The 20,186-nt window shown below is 65.5% G+C and carries 18 protein-coding genes and 1 pseudogene; 5 read left to right on the top strand and 14 right to left on the bottom strand.

Annotated features, from left to right (window positions below):
• Positions 1-459 precede the first annotated feature (459 nt).
• Positions 460-1,350 carry an LLM class flavin-dependent oxidoreductase gene (locus tag G6N44_RS14545; protein ID WP_163665083.1) on the top strand — a complete coding sequence of 297 codons (891 nt, stop codon included), beginning with the start codon at positions 460-462 and terminating at the stop codon, positions 1,348-1,350.
• A 6-nt stretch (positions 1,351-1,356) separates the two neighbouring features.
• On the opposite strand, the gene G6N44_RS14540 is transcribed toward G6N44_RS14545, so the two are convergent.
• From G6N44_RS14540 to G6N44_RS14500, 9 genes are all read right to left on the bottom strand, one after another.
• Positions 1,357-2,295 carry an alpha/beta hydrolase gene (locus G6N44_RS14540; protein ID WP_163665081.1) on the bottom strand — a complete coding sequence of 313 codons (939 nt, stop codon included), beginning with the start codon at positions 2,293-2,295 and terminating at the stop codon, positions 1,357-1,359.
• Position 2,296: 1 nt separating this feature from the next.
• Positions 2,297-3,160: an SDR family oxidoreductase gene (locus tag G6N44_RS14535; protein WP_163665079.1), complete on the bottom strand. Its 864-nt coding sequence runs from the start codon at positions 3,158-3,160 to the stop codon at positions 2,297-2,299.
• Positions 3,157-3,648 carry a polyketide cyclase gene (locus G6N44_RS14530; protein ID WP_163665077.1) on the bottom strand — a complete coding sequence of 164 codons (492 nt, stop codon included), beginning with the start codon at positions 3,646-3,648 and terminating at the stop codon, positions 3,157-3,159. Before G6N44_RS14530 ends, G6N44_RS14535 begins: the two co-directional genes overlap by 4 nt.
• 68 nt (positions 3,649-3,716) lie before the next feature.
• Complete coding sequence (locus G6N44_RS14525; RefSeq protein WP_179964381.1) at positions 3,717-4,775, bottom strand: acyl-CoA dehydrogenase family protein; 1,059 nt, start codon at positions 4,773-4,775, stop codon at positions 3,717-3,719.
• Entirely contained in the window at positions 4,772-5,890 is a 1,119-nt protein-coding gene (locus G6N44_RS14520) for an acyl-CoA dehydrogenase family protein (RefSeq protein ID WP_372508267.1), read from the bottom strand. Before G6N44_RS14520 ends, G6N44_RS14525 begins: the two co-directional genes overlap by 4 nt.
• Positions 5,887-6,663, bottom strand: a complete 777-nt coding sequence (locus G6N44_RS14515) for a crotonase/enoyl-CoA hydratase family protein (RefSeq protein WP_163665073.1) — start codon at positions 6,661-6,663, stop codon at positions 5,887-5,889. Before G6N44_RS14515 ends, G6N44_RS14520 begins: the two co-directional genes overlap by 4 nt.
• On the bottom strand, positions 6,660-8,099 hold the full coding sequence (locus tag G6N44_RS14510) for an aldehyde dehydrogenase family protein (RefSeq protein WP_163665071.1): 1,440 nt from the start codon (positions 8,097-8,099) through the stop codon (positions 6,660-6,662). The genes G6N44_RS14515 and G6N44_RS14510 overlap by 4 nt, the downstream gene beginning before the upstream one ends.
• A gap of 9 nt (positions 8,100-8,108) precedes the next feature.
• Positions 8,109-9,242: a zinc-binding dehydrogenase gene (locus tag G6N44_RS14505; protein WP_163665069.1), complete on the bottom strand. Its 1,134-nt coding sequence runs from the start codon at positions 9,240-9,242 to the stop codon at positions 8,109-8,111.
• A gap of 11 nt (positions 9,243-9,253) precedes the next feature.
• On the bottom strand, positions 9,254-10,840 hold the full coding sequence (locus G6N44_RS14500) for an acyl-CoA synthetase (protein ID WP_163665067.1): 1,587 nt from the start codon (positions 10,838-10,840) through the stop codon (positions 9,254-9,256).
• A gap of 103 nt (positions 10,841-10,943) precedes the next feature.
• On the opposite strand from G6N44_RS14500, the gene G6N44_RS14495 reads away from it, so the two are divergent.
• Genes G6N44_RS14495 through G6N44_RS14485 form a run of 3 tightly spaced genes read left to right on the top strand, consistent with a single transcriptional unit; the run spans position 10,944 to position 15,060 of the window.
• Positions 10,944-12,869 (top strand): flavin-containing monooxygenase, encoded by a 1,926-nt coding sequence (locus G6N44_RS14495; protein ID WP_163665065.1) that lies wholly within the window; start codon positions 10,944-10,946, stop codon positions 12,867-12,869.
• Positions 12,866-13,753: an SDR family NAD(P)-dependent oxidoreductase gene (locus tag G6N44_RS14490; RefSeq protein WP_163665063.1), complete on the top strand. Its 888-nt coding sequence runs from the start codon at positions 12,866-12,868 to the stop codon at positions 13,751-13,753. The genes G6N44_RS14495 and G6N44_RS14490 overlap by 4 nt, the downstream gene beginning before the upstream one ends.
• 44 nt (positions 13,754-13,797) lie before the next feature.
• The gene (locus tag G6N44_RS14485) at positions 13,798-15,060 is read left to right on the top strand and encodes an HNH endonuclease signature motif containing protein (protein WP_163665061.1); all 1,263 of its coding nucleotides are present in this window, start codon (positions 13,798-13,800) and stop codon (positions 15,058-15,060) included.
• A gap of 9 nt (positions 15,061-15,069) precedes the next feature.
• Here G6N44_RS14485 and G6N44_RS29775 read toward each other — a convergent pair whose 3' ends face one another.
• Positions 15,070-15,666 carry a Dabb family protein gene (locus tag G6N44_RS29775; RefSeq protein WP_308213882.1) on the bottom strand — a complete coding sequence of 199 codons (597 nt, stop codon included), beginning with the start codon at positions 15,664-15,666 and terminating at the stop codon, positions 15,070-15,072.
• A 487-nt stretch (positions 15,667-16,153) separates the two neighbouring features.
• Here G6N44_RS29775 and G6N44_RS14475 point away from each other — a divergent pair, with 487 nt between their 5' ends.
• Positions 16,154-17,359, top strand: coding sequence for an NADH:flavin oxidoreductase (locus G6N44_RS14475; RefSeq protein WP_163665059.1), 1,206 nt, complete (start codon positions 16,154-16,156; stop codon positions 17,357-17,359).
• On the opposite strand, the gene G6N44_RS14470 is transcribed toward G6N44_RS14475, so the two are convergent.
• From G6N44_RS14470 to G6N44_RS29875, 4 genes and pseudogenes are all read right to left on the bottom strand, one after another.
• Positions 17,336-18,259 carry a LipP1 family hormone-sensitive lipase gene (locus G6N44_RS14470; protein ID WP_163665057.1) on the bottom strand — a complete coding sequence of 308 codons (924 nt, stop codon included), beginning with the start codon at positions 18,257-18,259 and terminating at the stop codon, positions 17,336-17,338. The two genes, G6N44_RS14475 and G6N44_RS14470, sit on opposite strands and share 24 nt — an antisense overlap.
• Positions 18,256-19,095, bottom strand: coding sequence for an IclR family transcriptional regulator (locus G6N44_RS14465; RefSeq protein WP_179964380.1), 840 nt, complete (start codon positions 19,093-19,095; stop codon positions 18,256-18,258). Before G6N44_RS14465 ends, G6N44_RS14470 begins: the two co-directional genes overlap by 4 nt.
• A gap of 68 nt (positions 19,096-19,163) precedes the next feature.
• Positions 19,164-19,811, bottom strand: coding sequence for an IclR family transcriptional regulator (locus G6N44_RS14460; RefSeq protein WP_235682734.1), 648 nt, complete (start codon positions 19,809-19,811; stop codon positions 19,164-19,166).
• A 165-nt stretch (positions 19,812-19,976) separates the two neighbouring features.
• Positions 19,977-20,126: pseudogene (locus tag G6N44_RS29875) on the bottom strand (IclR family transcriptional regulator); the annotation flags it as partial.
• Positions 20,127-20,186: the final 60 nt, after the last annotated feature.

The raw sequence follows: 20,186 nt of genomic DNA, 5'->3' as shown, positions 1-20,186 counted from the left end.
TCCTTCGAGTCTGGAGGCACTGCGAAATTTCGAACGTGGAGGTGACCGCTGATCGGGACACGAATTCAAGACGCCACCAGGCACGTAGCGGTCGTTTGCTCAGCTGCGCGCAGGTGCCGTTGCGCGGCAGACCAGTGTCACGAGGGAGTCGATCTCCTCGTGTGTCAGCGCTCGCCCTTCGAAGAGAGAGTTCGACCTTGCCCTCGGTCAACAGTTCCAGGCAAGCGCGCAGCACAGATTTGCGGACGTGCTCGCTGCGTCCTCCCGGCCGGACGCGTGGTTTCGCTGCTGAATCCGGGCCGCCCATGTCACCGGTCTACTACGGCATTTCGGTCGAGAATCATCGCCTCCCGCTGAGCGGTCCAATTGGAGGGCGTTAACGCGACATTCTGTTCAAATAACCCCGCGGCGGTCGCCAGAACCCCTTGGAAAGGGACGTACTCCCAAATGCACATCAGCATGGGTCTTCCGACCCTCTTCCCTCACGGGCGCGAGACCGAGCTTGCGTGGTATCGCAAGATCGACGAAGGGCCGTGGGACGGCCTCGTGACCTACGAACGGGTGCTCTATCCGGACAGCTGGTCGGTCGTCCCGCAGCTCGCCGCCGCGGCAGCGATGACCGAGCGCGTGCGGCTCTGGACCGATGTCGTTGCGCTCCCGATGCGGGACCCGGTCCTGTTCGCGAAGGACCTGGCGACCATCGATGTCCTGTCCGGTGGGCGCCTGACGCTCGGGGTCGGTATCGGGGCCTGGGACGAGGACTACGTCGCAGTCGGCAGTGCGCTCGACCGGAAGCGTCAACGTATGGACGAGGCCGTAGCGGCGATGCGCAGGGTGTGGGCTCAAGAACCTCCCGTCGAAGGACACCTTCCCGTGGGTCCCGCGCCCGTCCAGGTTGGGGGCATCCCGCTCGTCGCCGGAGTGATCGGTCCCAAGGCGCTCGCCCGAGCCGCGCAGTGGGCTGACGGGGTGAGCGACCCGGCGCATTCACTTCACTTCGATGCCGACGCGTTGGCTGCGCAGCGTGAACGCGTCATGGAGGCCTGGCGGGCGGCGGGAAGGACGGACCGGCCGCACTTCTCCGCACCGGTCTGGTTCGCGCTCGGTCCGGATCCGGAGATCCAGCTCGGCGAGCATGTACAGGATTTCTGGAACCAGGATGTCGACCTCACCGGAGCTGAGTCCTCCTTCCTCACCGCCCCGACCGCAGGGACGTTGAATTGCGGAGCCTTCGGGCTCCTCGCCGCCGTCAACGGCGCACGGGAAGCAGGGCTCGATGAGCTCAGGCTCGTCCCGACGACCGCAGACCCCGACGAAATAGACCGGGCGCGCGAGGTACTCGGTATCTGATCCGCGTCAGAATGCCAAGGGGTGCGCGAACTTCGCCCGGAGTAGCGCGCCGATCTCCGCCAAGGCCAAGCGGCCCCGCGCGGTGGTGTCCGAGCGCATCAGAAAGCCGTGGTACATACCGGGATAGCGTGTGACGGTGGTCTGTACGCCGGCATCGCGCAGGCGCCCGGCGTAGCGCTCACCCCAATCGCGGATCGGGTCGCACTCCCCGGTCACGACGATCGCCGGCGGCAGACCACGAAGGTCGGTCGCATATGCCGGGACCTGATACGCATCGCGCGGTGAGCCGCCACGGTCGACCAGTTCATGCATGTAGACGATGTCCTCATGCCGAAGCAGTGGGGCGTCGGGCATTGAGGTGATCGATGCTGCACCCATGTCGCGATCCAGACCGGGATACAGCAACACCTGGGCGAAGATTCGTGGACCGCCATGATCGCGGGCCGCCAATGCCACTGCCGCAGCGAGCGATCCGCCGGCGCTGTCGCCGACGACCGCCAGCCGTCTCGCATCAAGGTTCAGTTCGTCGGAGTGCGCGGCGATCCATTCGGTGGCCGCGTAGGCGTCGTCGAATTGAGCCGGCGGCGGCGATTCCGGTGCGAGCCGGTATTCGACGGCCACCACCGCGGCGCCGCTGGCGTGTGCCAGTTCGCGCGCCAGCGGCTCGAACGAACGATTGGAACCCATCACGAGCCCGCCGCCATGCAGGTACACGAGCACCGGCAGCCCGGGCTCGCAGCTGGGCCGATAGAGGCGTAGCGGTATCGGACCACCCGGACCCGTGGCCGTCAGGTCTTCGATGCCCGCCATGGCCGGCATATCGGGCAGCGGTGCGGATTCGAGGCCGGCCCGCACGGACGGCAGGCCGCGGGCCCGCATGGGAGCGATCTCGCCGAACGAAGAAACTCGTGCGGCGGCGTCGGGATCCATTGGTGGATAGGTCATTTCAGGTCTGTGCCGGGTCGAAACGGCGCTCGGTCCGTAACCGGGGAGCGTCCTGGTTGCTCAACACCCGGGCCCGCTCGGCCATCGCCGAGCCGACGTAATCGGGTTGGGTGAGCAGATAGAACCGGCCATCGGCGGCCTGTTCGAATACCACCTCGGCTGCGGCCAGCGGATCCATCGCCTCGGCCTTGATGTCGAGCATGGCGGCGCGTTGTCCTTCGGCCGCAGCGGCATCGCCGGACTGGACCCCGCCAGCCGACTCGAAGATGTCGGACACCACGGCACCTGGTAGCACCGCCTGCACGTGCACATGGTGGTCATGGCCGGCGGATTGCACTTCCAGATGCAGACATTCGGTCAGGGCCAGAACGGCATGCTTGCTCATGATGTAGGGCGCCTGCAACGGGACGACGGCCACACCACCGATCGAGGACAGGTTCCATACCCAGGCTGGTGCGTCGGTGGCCATCATCTTCGGCAGGAATGCCTTGATGCCGTGGAACACTCCGCTGATGTTGATGTCGACGACACGTTGCCAGTTGTCGACCGGGGTGTCCCACAGATATCCGAACTGCTCGATGCCTGCGTTGTTCACCAACAGGCGTACGGGACCGAGGTCGCGGTAGACGTCGTCCGCCAGTGCCTGCACGGCATCGGCGTCGCGCACATCGCACACCACGTCGGTCGCCATCCCGCCGGCGGCCACAATCTCGTCTTTCAGGCCCGCGATGGCGTCGGCGTTGATGTCGACCAGCACCACCGTCATACCCAACCGGCTGGCATGTCGCGCGAGGCCGGCACCGATCCCGGCGCCGGCACCCGTGATGACGGCGACTCCGCCGGCGAAGACCTCTCGGGCTTTCACGCGGATTGGGCGCCGGCGGCCGCGGCCTTGGCGGTGTGCTCGGCGAGCGGGATCGAGTCCTCGGCGTCGAGCACGACATTCAGCGAGGTGAACACCAGACCGTCTTCCGACTGCCGGATCCCGGCATCGACGACTCCGCTGGACACCGCGAACGGAACGTTGTTGGTGATCTGGTTGACGAACAGATAGAAGCGGACGTTGGTGACCGCGCCGTCGACTCCAGTCCGGAACACGTTGGTCGCGTGATGACGGCACGGGTACGGGTTCTCGTTGCGGTGCTCGATGAGCCAGGCCAAGGTCTCGGCCTTACCGTGCAGTTCTGCAGCCAGCAGGTGCTCGAACGGGCAGGCACCGGAGTCTGAGCGGCTCAGGTACTCCATCTCGTCGGCGAGGCGGGCGCCCACTTCATCGAAGTGGCCCTGGTCGTAGTGGTACCAGAAACCGGAGATGAACTCTTGGACGTCGGGCAGGGCGATCTGGTTGCTCATGCCGGCAGTCAACCCGTGATGTGGCGCCGGTAACAGCACCGGTGACCGGTCAGCGGAACACCGAACCACTATGGGCCAGCGATCAACGACCAGAGCTGTTGTCCGCCTGCCGCAACGGCCGCCGCCGCAACTTGATCGTCCCAGAAGCGCACCGAGCCGAATTCCGAGCGCCAGGCCAGAGCTGCGCGGGTGTACTCGTGCAAACGATGCTCGTGGGTGGTGCCGATCGCGCCGTGCACCTGGTGCGCGTTGCGGGTCACGACCGAGGCGGCATGCCCAGAGCAGGATCGCGCGGTCGCGATCTGGAAGTCCAGTTGAGCTGACTGCCAGTCCGTTTCGATGGCAATGTGCAGCGCAGCCTCGGTGGCGGCTCGCGCCAGCGCCGACTCTGCAGCCGCATCCGAGATCAGGTTCTGAATCGCCTGGAACTTCGCCAGCGGGCGCCCGAACTGCACCCGTGACGCCACGTGTTCGATGGACAGTGCCACAGCACGATCGAGCGCCGCGCACACCTGGATCGCCCGTACCATCGCCGATTTGCGGCCGAGCTGGTCGACCAGTCCGGTGGGCACCGGATGGCCGGTGACTCCTGCGGTATCGACGCTGATGGTGTCCCGCGGCTCGCCGATCAGGTTGGTACCGACGGCCAGCGACAGTTCCGCGGTGTCGAGCTCGGTGAGCCGGTATTCGTCGCCGGCAGGCCAGAGCACGACGACCCGTTCCGCGTCAGCGGCCCAGGGCACAGGCGTCGTGGATTCGCCGCTGCGTGGCGCCACATACACCGTTCGCACGGCGTCATCGACGGGTCGGCCAAGGGTCTCCAACAGCCAACAGGCCAGTAAGTCGTGTTCGGCCAGTGGGATGCGGACACCGTGACGGACTGCGGCCCTGAGCAACTCGGCAGCCTCGAGCCAACCCGCACCGCTGCCACCGGATTCCTCGGCGCCGGTCAGGCGGACCAGTCCGAGGGAGTCGAGCCGCTGCCACAGTTCGCGGTCGTACTCGACGCGTTCGCCGGAGCCTCCGGTGGGTGCGGTCTGGCGGTATCCGAAGACGTTGTCGATCATGGTCGCCAGATCGGGGTCCACGGTGGACCGCGTGCTCGGGGCGAGTTCGCCGGTGTTCATCGCATACCCAATCCCCGCGCGATGACACCGCGCAGTACTTCGTTGGTTCCGCCGCGCAACGTGAAGCCGGGGCGCTGGTCCACCGCGGTGGCGACCAGACGCACCCACTCAGCGTCCCTGGCGACGTCATCTCCGGTCTGCCGGTCTGCGTAGTCGGCGATGTCGCCTTCGACCGTGGTGCCGAGGACCTTGACGACCGCTGCCGGAACATCGGGATTCTCACCGCGCTCCAGGGCGCCGGCCACCGCGGTTGACATGTGATGCAGTCCGGCGACTCGCGCCACCAGACGCCCCACCTGTTCATCTGGTGATTCGCCCTGCGCGGCAAGGTGTTCGACATGCCGCGTCAGGAGCGGGAAGGTCGACAGGAATCGTTCCGGTCCGCTCCGCTCGAAGCTCAGTTCTGAGGTGACCTGGGTCCAGCCGCGGCCGATCTCGCCGAAGACCATGGCATCGGGAACAAACACCTCGTCGAGCACGACCTCGTTGAAGTGATGGCCGCCGTTCATCGAGATGATCGGGCGGACCTGCACGCCCGGGGCGCGCAGGTCGACGATGAACTGGCTCAACCCGGCATGCCGGTGCGACGGATCGACCGGTTCGGTGCGGGCCAGCACGATGAAGGCATGAGCGCGGTGCGCCCCCGAGGTCCACACCTTGGTACCGGTGATCGACCACCCGCCATCGACCCGTACCGCACGGGTGCGGACGCTCGCCAGATCCGAGCCGGAATCCGGTTCGCTCATCCCGATTCCGAAGAAACACTCACCACGCACGATGCGAGGTAGGAACTCTGACTTCTGCTCTTCCGTACCGTATTTCAGGAGCGACGGCACGATCTGGCGATCGGCGATCCAGTGGGCGGCAACCGGGGCGCCCGCGGCCAGCAGTTCTTCGGTCACCACGAACCGTTCCTGAAACGAGCGGCCATGACCGCCGTAGTGCACGGGAACGGTCATGCCCAGCCAGCCCTGCTTCGCCAGGGATGCGGTGAAATTCTCGTCCCATCCGCACAGCCAGGCATCGACGGAAGGCTTGAATGCACCGGCGGCCAGCTGGTCGGCCAGGAAGCCACGGACTTCCCGGCGTAACTGGTCCAGGTGTGCGCCGGTCACGATGTCCGCCACTTCGCGATGCGGCGTTGGTGCTCGGCGTCGTGGTGGGCCAGCGGTTGCATCGCCGCTGCCATGGAGAGCGTGGATTCCAGGGATCCGGTCGTCGATTCCTGCAACAGGCGCTTGGCCATCCGCAGCGCGTGCGGCGGGTTGACTGCGATCCGGTCTGCCAGTGCCCGTGCTTCATTCAGGAGGTCTTCGTGGGGTACCACTCGGCTGACGAGTCCCCACTCCAACGCCGTTGCCGCGTCGATCCGTTCTCCGGTAAAGGTCAGTTCGGCGGCGCGGGCGTAGCCGATGGCGCGCGGCAGGAACCAGGTGCCGCCATCGCCCGGGATGAGGCCGAGCTGCACGAAGCTCTCGGCGAAGGATGCGCGCTCGGAGGCAATCCTGATGTCGCACATCATCGCCAGATCGCACCCGGCGCCGATGGCGGCGCCGTTGACTGCAGCGATCAGAGGGACTTCGAGCCGACCCAGGGCACGTGGGATCCGTTGGATCCCATCGATGTAGGCCCGTCGCTGGTCGATGGCCTCCAAGCCGAACATGCCCCGGCGGTCGGCCATCTCCTTGACGTTGCCGCCTGCCGAGAAGATCTTGCCCGCCCCGGTGAGGATGACCGCACCGACGGTGTTGTCGGCGTTGACCGCATCCACGTGGTCCTCGAATGCGGCGATGACGTCCTTGCCGGTGATGGCATTGCCGACGTCGGGCAGGCTGATCGTCCAGACTTGCACCGGTCCGTCGGTGTGGACGTCGAGCGGTGAGGTCACGCACGCTCCTTGAGCTGAAGGGACTTCGTCTGCAGGTATTCCTCGAAGCCGAACCGCCCCAGTTCGCGACCGATCCCGGACTTCTTGTACCCGCCGAACGGGGCGGTGGGGTTGTAGGCGCCGCCGTTGATGTCGAGCTGGCCGGTCTGCACCTGACGGGCGAAGGCGATGGCGTCTTCGTCGGTGGCGGCCCACACCGCGCCCGACAGCCCATAGGGGGTGCCGTTGGCGATGCGCAGTGCATCGTCGGAGTCGGTGAAGGGGATCACCGCGAGCACGGGACCGAACACTTCTTCCTGGCCGAGTTCGGAGTCGGGATCCACATCGGCGAAAACGGTTGGTGCCACGAAGTACCCGACGTCGCGGATCGGCTCCGCGCCGCCGGTCAGGAGCCGAGCACCGTCGCGCTGGGCGCGCTCGATGAAACCACGAACGGTGTCGAACTGCGACCGCGACGCCGACGGTCCGATCCGGGTCGCCGGTTCGCGCGGATCACCCACGGTGTAGCGGGCGACGGCGGATTCGATCAGGTCCAGCGCTTCGTCGTAGCGGCTCTGCGGCACCAGCATCCTGGTCCAGGCCATGCAGGTCTGCCCGCCGTTGAGGAAGGCATTGCCCACTCCGACCTTGACCGCGGTGGACAGATCGGCGCCGTCGAGGATCACATTGGCCGACTTGCCGCCGAGCTCGAGGGCAACCTTCTTGATCGACTGGCCGGTCAATTCTCCGACGCGCGCACCCACACCGGTGGACCCGGTGAACGAGACGAAGTCGACGTCGGGATGCGAGGCGAGACGTTCGCCGATCACCCGACCGGGGCCCGAGACGAGATTGATGGTCCCCGGTGGCAGGCCCGCCTCTTCGCAGGCTTCGACGAAGGCGAACACCGAAAGAGGGGCTTCGTTACTGGGTTTGAGGACGACGGGACATCCCGCGGCGATGGCCGGTAGCACCTTGGCGACCACCTGGTAGAGCGGGTAATTCCACGGCGTGATGGCGCCGACGACGCCGTAGGGCTCCCTCAGGACCAGCGAATTGCCGATGCGCTCTTCGAACTCGAAGGTCTCCAGCACATCGGCGAAGCCCTTGGCCACTGCCAGCGGCACCTGCGTCTGTACCGTCTGCGCGATGCGCACGGGGGCACCCATCTCGGCGGTGATGAGATCGGCGATGTCGGGTAGGCGCTTCTCCATAGCGGCGATGACCCGCTGCACCCGATCCCGGCGTTCGGTAACGGTGATGAGCGGGTCGAACGCCCGCCGGGCCGCGGCCACCGCGGCGTCGACATCGGCGGCGTCGCCGTTGGGTACGTGGCCGATCACGGCTTCGGTCGCGGGATCGACGACTTCGACAACGTCACCGCGGCCGCTCCCGGAGGGGGTGGTCCAGCTGCCGTCGATGAACAGTCTGTCGTGTTCGAAAGTGGGCACTGTCATCCTCTTTGTTTATGGTGCGATGCTGGCGCGGACGTCGCGCTTGCCGTCAGCTGCGCTGAACGCTTCGTTGATGTCGTCGAGTGAGTACGAGGCCGCGGCGAGTCGCTCGAACGGCAGGTGGTGTTGATGGCGGTCGAGGAATGTCAAGGCGCGGGACAGGACTGCCGGGTCATACAGGGAGACTCCGACCATTGTCTTGTTGGTGAAGACGAACCGTGACGGGTCGAACGCGAAGGTCTTGCCGATGTTGATGTTGCCGATCTCTACGTAGCGGCCGAACTGGGCGAGCATCTGGAGACCCTCGTCGATGGCCGACGGGTGTCCGACAACCTCGACCACCACGTCGGCGCCCTGGCCGTCGGTCAACTTGCGTACTGCTTTGGCACGGTCCTTGGGCGTGGCGACCTCGTTGAGGTCGATCACCGCGTCGGCCCCGAATGCGGTTGCCAGTTCCAGCCTTTCGGGCACGCCGTCGATGGCGATCACGTTGGCTGCCCCGCGCGCCTTGGCCACGGCCACCGCGTAGAGACCGAGTGCGCCGGCTCCCTGAACCACGACGTGCTCACCGAGCTGCAGGTCGACGCGTTCAAGTCCATACATGACCTGTGACAGCGCGCAGTTCGCGCCCGCAGCGATGTCGTCGCTCAGAGTGTCGGGAACGGTGTAGACGACTGCACCGGCAGGGAGTAGGTAATAGTCGCCGTATCCGCCGACGAAATAGGGTGGCTCGTCGGCGCGGCCCAACATCGCCATTTTCAGGTTGAAGCAGGCGTTGCGTCGCCCGGCGAGGCAGTTGCGGCAGCTGTGGCAGCAGTAGAAGTACGGGAACACCACCCGAGTGCCTTCGGTCAACGGTTTGCCGTTGGAGTCGGTGGTCACTGCGTTTCCTAGCACCTCGATGGCACCGACCATCTCGTGACCCAAGACGGTGGGTAGCTGTCCCCCCAATCCGCGGGTGGCGAACGTGCCATGCCAGGCATGGACATCTGAACCGCAGATGTTCGTCCGCAGGACCTTGATCAGAATTTCCCCCGGCCCGACGTCAGGCAGGGTGACCGTTTCGATCTGAAATGGTTTGCCGGGCTCGTCGAAGCGCGCGATGCGTCCAGTTCGAGAGGTGTTGGCCTGAGATTCGGGTTGCACAGTGTGTTCCTTCAGTTGCTGGTGGATTCGAGGCTGAACCGCTGTCGCAGATCGCGTTTGAGCAGTTTGCCGCTGGGGTTCTTGGGGAGGGAATCGACAAAGAAGATCTGTTTGGGGGTCTTGAACCCGGCGAGATGGTCACGGCAGTGACGTAGCACCTCGTCTTCGGTCACGGTGGTACCGGCGCGAGTCACCACCGCGGCGACGACGGCTTCCACCCAGATCGGGTGCGCCACCCCGAAGACTGCGGCCTCTTCAATCCCGCTGTGGCGGTATAGAACTTCTTCGACCTCGCGACTGGCGACATTCTCGCCGCCGGTTTTGATCATGTCCTTCTTGCGGTCGACCACGTGTAGCAGGCCGTGCTCGTCATAGAAGCCAAGGTCGCCGGAATGGAACCAGCCGCCGGCGAAGGCCTGGGCCGTCTTGTCCTCATCGTCGAGGTAGCCCAGCATCAGATGCGGGCTGCGGTGGGCGATTTCACCGACGGTGCCGGGCGTAACCGGCACGTCGTTGTCGTCGAGGATCACCGTTTCGACGTTGACCACGGGCCGGCCGGCCGCCCCCGCGTGGGCATCCTGCTCGGCAGGACCCAGGGCGCAGGCCAGTGGGGCCATCTCGGTCTGGCCGTAGAAGTTCCACAGGCGCAGATTGGGCAGACGCCTGCGCATCTCGTGCAGGATCTCGGTGGGCATCGGCGAGGCGCCGTAATACCCCTTGCGCAGGCTGGACAGGTCTACCTCGTCGAACACCGGACTCCGCAGCAGGCTGATCCACACTGTCGGTGGCGCAAAGTAATTGGTGACGCCGTGGCGCTCGATCGTCCGCAGCACCAGCTCCGGATCCGGCCGAGGCAGGATGATGCTGGTGGCACCCAGGTAGATGTCGGTAGCCAGGAAGTTGTCCAACTGCGCGCAGTGATACAGCGGCAGGGAGTGGATTTCGACGTCGTCGCCGGACATCGAGCCGGCCACGATGGTGCTGATGTACTGCCACATCAAGCTGCGGCTGCTGTGCATCACGCCCTTGGGCCGGGATTCGGTGCCGCTGGTGTACATGACCCGCAGCAGCTGATCGTCGTCGATCCGGCAATCGGGAACGTCCGCGGTGGTGGTGAGCCATTCGGCGAAATCAGGCCAGTCGCCTGGACGGGACTGGCCGGAGGGTACGAGTGCTGCCTTCGTCCGAACTGCCGTCCCGAGGGACATGGCCTGTTCGGCCACCGGGATCAGGTCGGCCTCGACGATGAACCCGGCGGCCTGGCTGTGGCCGAGGATGTACGAGATCTCCTCTGGCATCAGCATGAAATTGATCGGCACCAGCACCACGCCGGCGCGGGCGGTGGCGAAGGCCAACACCGCGTACTGCCAGCAGTTGCGCGACAACAACGCCACTCGGTCACCGGGAAGTAACCCGTTCTCGTGCAACGCGGCCGCGGCGCGGTCCACCAGATGATCGAACTCGGCGAAACTCAAGACGACGTCGCCGTCGATGATGGCTGTCTTGTCAGGTTGCTTACGCGCCGACCGGCGGGGGATATCTGCGAGGCTGTGGCTGCGAGCCCGGGCCATGACGGCGGCAAGGTCGTCGGAATGCATGGTCGGCAGAGTAGGCACGCTGCCGGCGGCCGCGGTGGTTCGTCTCCCGCTCAGTAGACAGGGAGGGCGCGGCGGGGGCGTCCACCCTTCGATACTCGAAACCATGACCGCTACCACTGAATCCTCGCCGCTCGCGGATCGCGCCCCGGACCCTGAGGTCTTGCGCGCCCATCTCCTGGAGGCGGACCCTGGTGTCCTGGTCGCGGTGTTGGCGCAGATGACGGGTGATCCGGCGGTCATCGATCGGTATGCATCCAAGATCGATCACGTTCCCGATCCGCCCGAGCGGGCCGGATCGACCGATCCCCAGACGGCCGAGATGCTGGCGGACGAAATCATTGCCGCGCTCGGTCGGCCGCGACCGGCTGGTGCGCTGCCGGTAGACGATCGCGAGTTCTTCGCCCGTCTGCTGCCGATTGCGCTGGGCGGTCCCGTCGACGACGAACACGTCGACCTGCTGTTGGAGCAAGGCGGATTCCGCCCATCTCATCCGACGTTGCCGCGAACCACGCCGATTCCCTCTTCCACGAACGTGGCGATCATCGGTGCCGGTATTGCAGGTATCGCGGTCGCGCTGGCCGCTGCGGAGGAGGGCGTGCAGTTCGAGATCTTCGACCGCAACGACGAAGTCGGCGGCACCTGGCTGACCACCACCTACCCGGGCATCGGCGTGGATACTCCCTCGGCGTACTACTCCCTGTCGCGCGAGGTGAACCCGGACTGGTCGAACTACTACCCGCAGGGCGCGGAATACCAGGCCTACCTTGTTTCGCTGGCCGACAAGCACGATCTGCGCCGCCACATCCGGTTCGGCACCGAGGTCGAAGCCTTGTGGTGGGACGAGGAGCGGGCGCAGTGGGAGATCCACTCCCGCTCTGCCGATGGCACCCAGAGCATCGACCATGCCACTGTCGTCGTCACCGCAGCCGGCTACTTGAACCGTCCCCGATTCCCGGAGATCAAAGGTTCAGATACCTTCGCTGGAACAAGTATCCACTCGGCGCAATGGGACCCGTCACTGGATCTGACGGGTAAGAAGATCGCGGTGATCGGTGCCGGTTGCACTGCGGTGCAGATTGTCGACGCCTGCGTCGACGAGGTCGAGAACCTGACCGTCTTCCAACGCCAACCGCACTGGGTTGCCCCCCGAAAGCGGCCTTCCGACGAGGTGCCCGAACACCGTCGCTATCTGGGGCGTGTATTGCCGTTCTATTCGATGTGGCACCGGCTCAAGTCGTACTGGGGTACCGCCGACAACAACTACCCCATCATCCTGCAGGACCCCGAATGGTCCAAGACGCACCTGTCGATTTCACCAGTCAACGATGTGCTTCTGCAGATGTGCCTGGGCTACATCGACCGGATGTTCGGTGCCGGAACAGAACTGGCGCGGAAGGTGACGCCGGATTTCGCCCCGTACGGCAAGCGGATCATCCGCGACCCAGGGGGCTACTACGCCGCGTTGACCCGCGACCACGTCGACGTCGAAGCCAGTGAACCCGCTCGGGTCAACGAGAGCGGCATTGTCACCGCCGACGGCCGTCAGATTGACCTCGATGTCATCATCTACGCCACCGGTTACCACTTGGATTTCCTGTCCACCATCGATATTCGCGGCCGCGACGGCAAGACTCTGGTCCAGGAATGGGGCGACAGCCCGCGTGCCTATCGAGGAGGTGCCGTCGCGGGGTTCCCGAATCTGTTCATCACCTCGGCGCCGAACTACAGCCCGGGCCATGGTGCAGGCGCCAATTTCTCGATGGAAGTGTTGGCGCATTACATCGTGGAGTGCCTGCAACTGATGGCTTTGCGCGGGGCGTCGACGATGGAGGTCACCCAACGTGCATACGACGAGTACGTCGCAGGGATAGACGAGGCGATGCAGCGCACGGTCTGGTGCCATACGCCCAACGCTCACACCTACTACCGCTCAGGGTCGGGCCGGGTTGTGGTGGCCACACCGTTCCGACTGGTGGATATCTGGCAGCAACACCGAGCCCCAATCGAAGAGGATTTCGTCCTCCGATGAGTCAGATACTTTCCGGAAGAACAGCGTTGGTGACCGGCAGTAGTCGCGGCATCGGGCGCGCAATCGCTCAGAGGTTGGCGGCGGAAGGCGCCACGGTCGCGGTGACCGCACGGTCCCACACTCCGACCCCGTCCACGCGCGCTGGTGTCACCGAGGCGATCCCGGGAACGATCGAGGAGACCATCGCTCTCATTGAAGACGCCGGCGGTTCGGCCTTCGGAGTGGCTGCCGATCTCGAAGATGCCACTGCGCGCGACGGATTGATCGAGGCCGTCATCGAACGCACGGGTCGGTTGGACATCCTGGTCAACAACGCCGGCTATGCCGACTATTCGGTCGTCGAGGACATGCCGGTCGAAACCTTCGACCGTACCGTGGAGCACTACCTGAAGACCCCGTTCGCGTTGACGAAAGCCGCTGTGCCCCATATGCGGGCGCACGGCGGAGGCTGGATCGTCAACATCGGTTCGGTGACCGGAGTGGCCCCGGTGCGGCCGTACCGGGACTACAACAAGACGGCGGGTGACGTGATCTATGCGTCGTGCAAGGCCGCACTGCATCGGTTCACCCAGGGGGTGGCCGCCGAACTGCTGGATGCCGACATCGCAGTGAACTGCGTCGGACCGTCGACGGCCGTGCGTACGCCTGGTGCGGCGTCGCTGATTCCGGACAGCTTTCCGACCGAACCGGTCGAATACCTGGCCGAAACGGTACTGGCGATGTGTCACCTGCCCGCCGCGGAGCGGACCGGTCTGGTGGCGTTCAGCCTGCACTATCCGTGGTCACAACAACTTCCGGTGCACTCACTCGACGGTTCCACGGTACTGCCGCCGTTGCAGCCGCCGGCCGCGGCGAATCCGAACATCCTGCCCGCGGGGGTTTGAGTCGGCCCTCAATTCCTGTCGGTGGTCGGTGCGATGATGGTGTCATGTCTTCGGCAGCAACCTCTTTGGACGCCCGGGTGTCGCCCGGTGAGCGCCTGGAGGTGTTGTTCGACGAGGTGGCCGAGCTGTGCGGTCAACGCAACGCGATCGATGCGCGCTTGGTGGAGATTGTCGCCGAACTGGAACGCGACGAGCTGTGCGGCGCCACCGGCGCCCGCTCGATTCCGGCAGTGGTGGCCTGGAAAGCTGGGGTGACCCCACGCAACGCCGAGACCATCGTCGCCGTCGCGCGTCGGCTCGAGGAGTTCCCCCGCTGCGTGCAAGGGATGCGCGAGGGCCGGCTGTCGCTGGATCAGGTCGGGGTCATCGCCGAGAAAGCCGCCGACGGATCCGATGCGCACTACGCCGAACTCGCGGCCAGCGCGACAGTCAGCCAACTGCGTACCGCGGTCAAGCTCGAACCACGTCCCGAACCCGAACCGAAACCCGAACCGCAGCGGTCGTTCACTCGAATCGAGGGTGACGGGTACACCACCTACAAGATCGTGTTACCACGAGTGGAGGCGGCGAAGTTCGAAGCCGCCCATGCATCGCACCGGGATGCGCTGGTCGCCGACTGGAAACATGACCACGACATCGACGAGGACACCGGTGCGGCGGCCTCGGTTCAGGCCCCGCCGTTCCCGACCAACGCCGACGCGTTCATGAGCCTGGTCGAGGCCGGCTGGGACTCCGGCGTGGCCCGCCGCCCGCACGGGCAGCACACCAACGTCATCGTGCATGCGAATGCCGACAAGCCATTCGCCTCACTGCATCTGGGTCCCCTGCTGACCGATGAGGAGCGCCAATACCTGCTCTGCGATGCAACATGCGAGGTGTGGTTAGAACGGCATGGCCAGCCGATAGGCGTGGGCCGTACGACACGGACCATCAGTCGACGCCTGCGTCGGGCATTGGAGCATCGCGACCGCTGCTGCGTCGTTCCCGGGTGTGGGGCCACCCGCGGCCTACATGCCCATCACGTCCGGCACTGGGAAGACGGCGGTCCCACCGAACTCGACAACCTTGTGCTGGTGTGCCCTTATCATCACCGCCTGCATCACCGGGGCGGCATCACCATCAGCGGTACCGCTCACAAGCTCGTCGTGACCGATGACCGCGGCCGCACACTGCGCGGCGGATCACTGGCCCGCCCGCCAACTTCGCGGCCACCCGACGTCCCGCCCTACCGCGGACCGACCGGGGAACGCGCAGACTGGTGGTGGTACCAACCCTTCCAACCACAACCGCCGCCCACTCTGAACTAGGCAAGCGGCTCAGGAGAGCACGGGGCTGGGTCGCTCACAGAAGCTGTGGCATACCCGGTCGCGGACGATGATGTCGGTGGTCTCGGGATCGAACCAGCGGTCGACCACCGCCCAGTGGATCGGATGCATGAGGTAGGGGCCCATCAGTCCGTCGACGTCGGTGAATTCCTGTTCGAAGACGTGGGTCCATTCGCTGGTGCCGATGGTCTGCTCGACCCTGCTGAGCTGCCACGCGGTGATGGTGGGGACGTATCGGGGCATCATCGACAGTTCACTCTCGAATGCTGCGATGGTCTCGGCCTCCACCTCGGGGGGTACACGCAGCAGAAGTGCGCGGTACACGGTGCCACTGCTGCGGCGGATCGGAGCTCCCTGGTAGGTCACTCCATTGACGCGCGAGATCGCCGGGTCCGTCAGCGCCTCGTCGAAATCGCTCTTCTCCCAGTCAGCTTCGTTCGCAAACCGCAGATGGACCAGGATGTCGCCACCATTGCGTGAACCCGGCAGTGTCGGCTCTACCAACGCCCGCAACGCTCCGCTGCGTTCGGCCGCGGCACGCAGGGCGTCCAGGACGCGGCCGCGCTCGGACTCGTCGACGTCGACCAGGCGGGTGACCCCGAATGTGGATGCACAGGTCGATGGGTCGGTCGGAGCGGGTGTGGCAGGGGCATCGACGGCCTCGGGCGCCGCCGCGACATTGCGAGTGCGTTCCACCACCAGATCGGTGATGCTGTCCCACCACCGCGCAACGGCCGGGTCGGGCCTGCCCTGCCAGGTCATCTGCCACCAGGCCTGGGGGCTGGGCAGCGTCCAGGTAATGGTGACCACATTGGATCGGTCGTCGAACCAGATGGGCGGGCTGACCAGGACATCGCGCAGGCTCATACCGCGTTCACGGGCACCCGGGGCGTATCCGGCCAGGTAGGCGTCGATGAACTTCTGGGCGCAGCCAGGCTTGGTGACAACCCTGTCGATAACGAAAACCTCGGCCATGAACCGAGATTACGATCGCCCGCATTGATGGAGGCACAGCGTTCCCGGCCATCGGGATACCACCGTTGACGACGAGGGGTGTCGGCGCGATCGTGGGGCGATGACCGATCCGTTCAGCCCGGCTCAACTGGGTCCAGTGACGCTGCGTAACCGCGTGATCAAAGCAGCCACGTCGGAAGGCCGCTCACCCGACGGACTGGTAACCGACGACCTCATCGACTTCCATCGCAGCTTCGCCGAGGGCGGGGTCGGCATGACGACGGTCGCCTACTGCTGTGTGTCTCCCCAAGGTGCGAGCGCGCCTGGCCAGATCGTCATGGACAGTAAGGCGCTGCCAGGCCTGCACCGGCTCGCCGACGTGGTGCACGGTGCGGGAGCGGCCATCTCAGCGCAACTCGGACACGCCGGGGTAGTGGCGCAGAAGAAGCTGACCGGCGTCACCGCCGTGGCGCCGAGCCGATTCGTCAACCCGACCTCCTTCGCCTATTGCCGCGAGATCACGCGGGCGGAGATCGCGAGGGTGATCGATCAGTTCGGCGACGCCGCCCAGGTGGCGGTCGATGCTGGATTCGACGCCGTGGAACTGCACTTCGGACATCTATATCTGCCCAGCTCGTTTCTGAGTCCGCTGATCAACCGTCGCAAAGACGAGTACGGCGGCGATATCGACAACCGATCGCGGTTCGTGCGGGAGATCGCAACGCGGGTGCGCGAGGTGGTGGGTGATCAGATCGCGGTGATCGCCAAGCTGGACATGGACGACGGTCTCCCGGGCAGCATCTGGATCGACGAGGCGCTGCGGACCGCCCAACTCCTCGACGCCGACGCCAACCTCGACGCGATCGAACTCACTCAGGGTTCATCGGTCTACAAACCCATGTACCTGTTCCGTGGTGACGTCCCCGTCAAGGAATTTGCGAAGGTGATGCCGCCGGCGTTGCGGCCGGCCGTCCGGCTGGTCGGCAAGCAGACGATGGGCGTCTACCCGTATCGGGACCTCTACATGTTGGAGGCCGCAAGGCAGTTCGTGCCGATCATGCGCAATACCAAACTGATCCTGCTGGGCGGCATCACCGATCGCGAACACCTCGAGACGGGCATGCGAGAGGGATTCGATTTCCTGGCCATGGGGCGGGCCTTGCTGCGTGAACCGGACCGGGTCAGGACCATGATCGCCGAACCGGCCTCACACAGCCGCTGCAACCACAACAACAAGTGCATGGTGACGGTGTTCAGCCGCACCCACTGTGTGCTCGATCCCGAGCAGCGCTACGGAGCCGTGCTAGGGACCGAGCAGGTCACCTAGGGCGTGGGCGGCCTGTCGCCTCGCCTGGTGAGCGATGTCGAGCATCGGCATCGTCATGAAACCGTGAATGCCACCGTCGAAGGCGCACCGGGTAATTGGCACTCCTGCCGCCTCCAGGGCGTCGGCATAGGCGATGCCCTCGTCGCGCAGGGGATCGTGGCCGGCGAGAACCACGACGGCCGGCGGTAAACCACCGAGGTCGCCGTGTAACGGTGAGGCGTAAGGGCTTTGCCGGTCTCCGAACTGGGGGACGTACTGGTCCCAGTACCACTGCAGTGCCGGGCGCGGATTGTAGAAGCCCCGGCCGAACAGTCGGTAGGAGTCGGTATCGAAATCTGCGGCGATCACCGGGTACAGCAGGAGTTGTGCCGCAAGGTCCGGGCCACCGCGGTCCCGGGCTATCAGCGTGGTCACCGCGGCGAGGTTGCCGCCTGCGCTGTCGCCGCCTACCGCGATGCGGGCCGGGTCGGCGCCGAACTCGAGGGCATGTTCGGCTGCCCAGCAGATCGCGGCGTAGAAGTCTTCGGCTGCGGTCGGCCACCGGTGCTCGGGAGCCAATCGGTATGCGACCGAAACCACCACGGCCGGAATGAGGTTGGCCAGGTTGCGGCACAACCCGTCGTGGCTGTCGAGATCGCAGAATACGAATCCGCCGCCGTGGGCGTACACCAGTAGGGGCAGCGGTCCGGCTGCGTCGGGACGGTACACCCGGACGTCGATGGACCCGTTGTCGATCGGCACCCGGTGGTCGACAACGGAGGCCACCGGCTCGGGCTGAGGGTTCGCGACGAAGCGCGCACGGATCTCGGCGCGGGCTTGTGCGCCCGTCATCGTGTGTACCGGCGGAAAACCTGAATCGAGCGCCTCGATCAAACCCGCGATCTGAGAGTCGAGGGTCACGCCGGAAGCAGGGTGGCCGTGGAGCGAGGGGCGGCGGTGTTGCCGACGCGCAACGGCCGAATGGGCTGCAGGGTAGGGGCGACCCGACCCGGACCGTCTTGGGCATTGCGCCAGATGCCCATAGCCGTCATGCGTACCGGCGCCGCCAGTCGCTGGTCGAAAGCCATCCGGTTCATGGGGCCGCACACCGAAACCGCGGCGACCGCAGCCCCGGCGGGCCCGATCGGGGCGGCCACACAGCCGAACCCGACCAACGATTCTTCGCGTTCGAATGCGACGCCGTGGGCGCGGACTTTCGCCAGTTCGGCGGCGAGTTGGCGTTCGTTGGAGATCGAGAATCGCGTCCGGCCTGAGGTCAGGTCGATGTCGGCCGGTTGGTTGTCGGCCAGGATCGCCTTGCCGACCGCCGTACAGTGTGCTGGCTGGCGTCCTCCGATCCGCGTGGGGATGGCTGCCACCATCTGGCCGCCGATTTTCTCCAGATACACCACGTCGGAGCCATCCAGGACAGCCAGATGGACCACCAGCCCGGTGGCCCGGTGCAGATCTCGCAGCAAGGGAATCGCGGCACGATGGATGCGGTCCTGGTGCAACGCCAGTGATCCCAATTCGACGAGTCGCATGCCCAACTCGTAGTCGCGGCCGTCGCGCCGAAGCCAACGCAGGTGAACCAGGCGCTCGAGGAGTCGGTGGGCCGACGATCGTGGCAGACCGGTCCGGCGCACGATCTCGGCCAACGTCAGTCGGCCGGATCCCTCGAAAGCATCGAGAACCAGGGAAACCCGGTCGATGACGGCGCTGGGCGTCTCGCCCGGCTTCTCCACAGCCATTGTCATGAGGGACCTCCACTGAAGGAGTCACATACCGGTGTGGCATATGACTATTAGTCATATGCCTATCACAACTATGTGTCGGCTGTCACGTTCTTGCCTGGTTGTGTGCTGGCTGGTGCGCCTTGGGTGGCCGGTGCGTGTTGCGCGACGAGCGAACTGGCATGTTCGGCAAACTCGACAACTCTGGCGCCGACGTCCCGCATCTCCTCGACAGTGAGCTGTTCGTACGGCTGTGCGGACACCGACATCACAACGTGGCCGTGCGCATCGAAGATCGGCGCAGAGATCGTGGCGAGTGGGTGCTGCGCGATCTTGTTCAGCTCACCGGGCAAGAAGTCGATGATCGTCAGATCGCCAACGGCGCCTGCCAGTCGTGCCGCCACAGGATCTGGAGCGGTGGTGCCTTCGAGTGCGAGCAGGGCCGCGAACACATTGAGGAGGGGGTCGCTGAGTCGTTCGATGCCGTAGCCGCGTTTCTGGATTTCCTTGAGAACCTTAGGAACTCGCGCTCGGAAGACGTCGTTGACAGGGCCCGCGGCAGCCATCCACTCGTCGCCCACGGCCGCCGGCGCCCAGGCCACGAACTCCCGGCCGAACGGCGCGACGAACGGTAATCGCACACCGGCTTGCACCGGCGGACGGGTCGCGCCAGGGGCGGCTGACTCGATAACCGCAAGGGAGCCGTCTCTGAGCTCGGAAATGCACGCGGCCATGCCCATGGCTGAACACAGCTTCCGCAGCGGCTCTCGCAGCAGTCGCGATAGCGGTGCGGCGGGTAGTGACGTCGAGGGAAGGCCCGCGCCCAGGCTGTATCTCCCGCTCAGTGGGTCACGCAGCACCCAGTCGCAAGAACAGAGCGTTGTCAGGATCGCATGTCCGGTCGACCGACTGATTCCCAGCTCGCGGCAGATTTCGGCCAGGGTCAGGTGGCTGCCCGCTCGGTCGGCGAGCAACTCGACGACGGCGACGACGCGGCGAGTCGGTGGTGACGGGTCTTGACCCTGTTGGTCAGGCTGGCCTAGCTTGGCGTTCATATATTCGGACACTACAACGAATATTCGTCATGACAAATCGTCACAGTGAAGGAGCAGCGT

The organism is Mycolicibacterium alvei (assembly GCF_010727325.1).
GTDB classification, from domain to species: Bacteria; Actinomycetota; Actinomycetes; order Mycobacteriales; family Mycobacteriaceae; genus Mycobacterium; species Mycobacterium alvei.
Note: the sequence above shows the minus strand (reverse complement) of the source record. Positions and strands in the feature narration are given on the sequence as shown.

Excerpts from the sequence above, each read along its gene's own strand:
- G6N44_RS14545 (WP_163665083.1), top strand. The coding sequence starts at position 460 with ATGGGTCTTCCGACCCTCTTCCCTCACGGGCGCGAGACCGAGCTTGCG.
- G6N44_RS14540 (WP_163665081.1), bottom strand. The coding sequence starts at position 2,295 with ATGACCTATCCACCAATGGATCCCGACGCCGCCGCACGAGTTTCTTCG.
- G6N44_RS14530 (WP_163665077.1), bottom strand. The coding sequence starts at position 3,648 with ATGAGCAACCAGATCGCCCTGCCCGACGTCCAAGAGTTCATCTCCGGT.
- G6N44_RS14525 (WP_179964381.1), bottom strand. The coding sequence starts at position 4,775 with ATGAACACCGGCGAACTCGCCCCGAGCACGCGGTCCACCGTGGACCCC.
- G6N44_RS14510 (WP_163665071.1), bottom strand. The coding sequence starts at position 8,099 with ATGACAGTGCCCACTTTCGAACACGACAGACTGTTCATCGACGGCAGC.
- G6N44_RS14500 (WP_163665067.1), bottom strand. The coding sequence starts at position 10,840 with ATGCATTCCGACGACCTTGCCGCCGTCATGGCCCGGGCTCGCAGCCAC.
- G6N44_RS14495 (WP_163665065.1), top strand. The coding sequence starts at position 10,944 with ATGACCGCTACCACTGAATCCTCGCCGCTCGCGGATCGCGCCCCGGAC.
- G6N44_RS14490 (WP_163665063.1), top strand. The coding sequence starts at position 12,866 with ATGAGTCAGATACTTTCCGGAAGAACAGCGTTGGTGACCGGCAGTAGT.
- G6N44_RS14485 (WP_163665061.1), top strand. The coding sequence starts at position 13,798 with ATGTCTTCGGCAGCAACCTCTTTGGACGCCCGGGTGTCGCCCGGTGAG.
- G6N44_RS14475 (WP_163665059.1), top strand. The coding sequence starts at position 16,154 with ATGACCGATCCGTTCAGCCCGGCTCAACTGGGTCCAGTGACGCTGCGT.
- G6N44_RS14465 (WP_179964380.1), bottom strand. The coding sequence starts at position 19,095 with ATGACAATGGCTGTGGAGAAGCCGGGCGAGACGCCCAGCGCCGTCATC.
- G6N44_RS14460 (WP_235682734.1), bottom strand. The coding sequence starts at position 19,811 with ATGGGCATGGCCGCGTGCATTTCCGAGCTCAGAGACGGCTCCCTTGCG.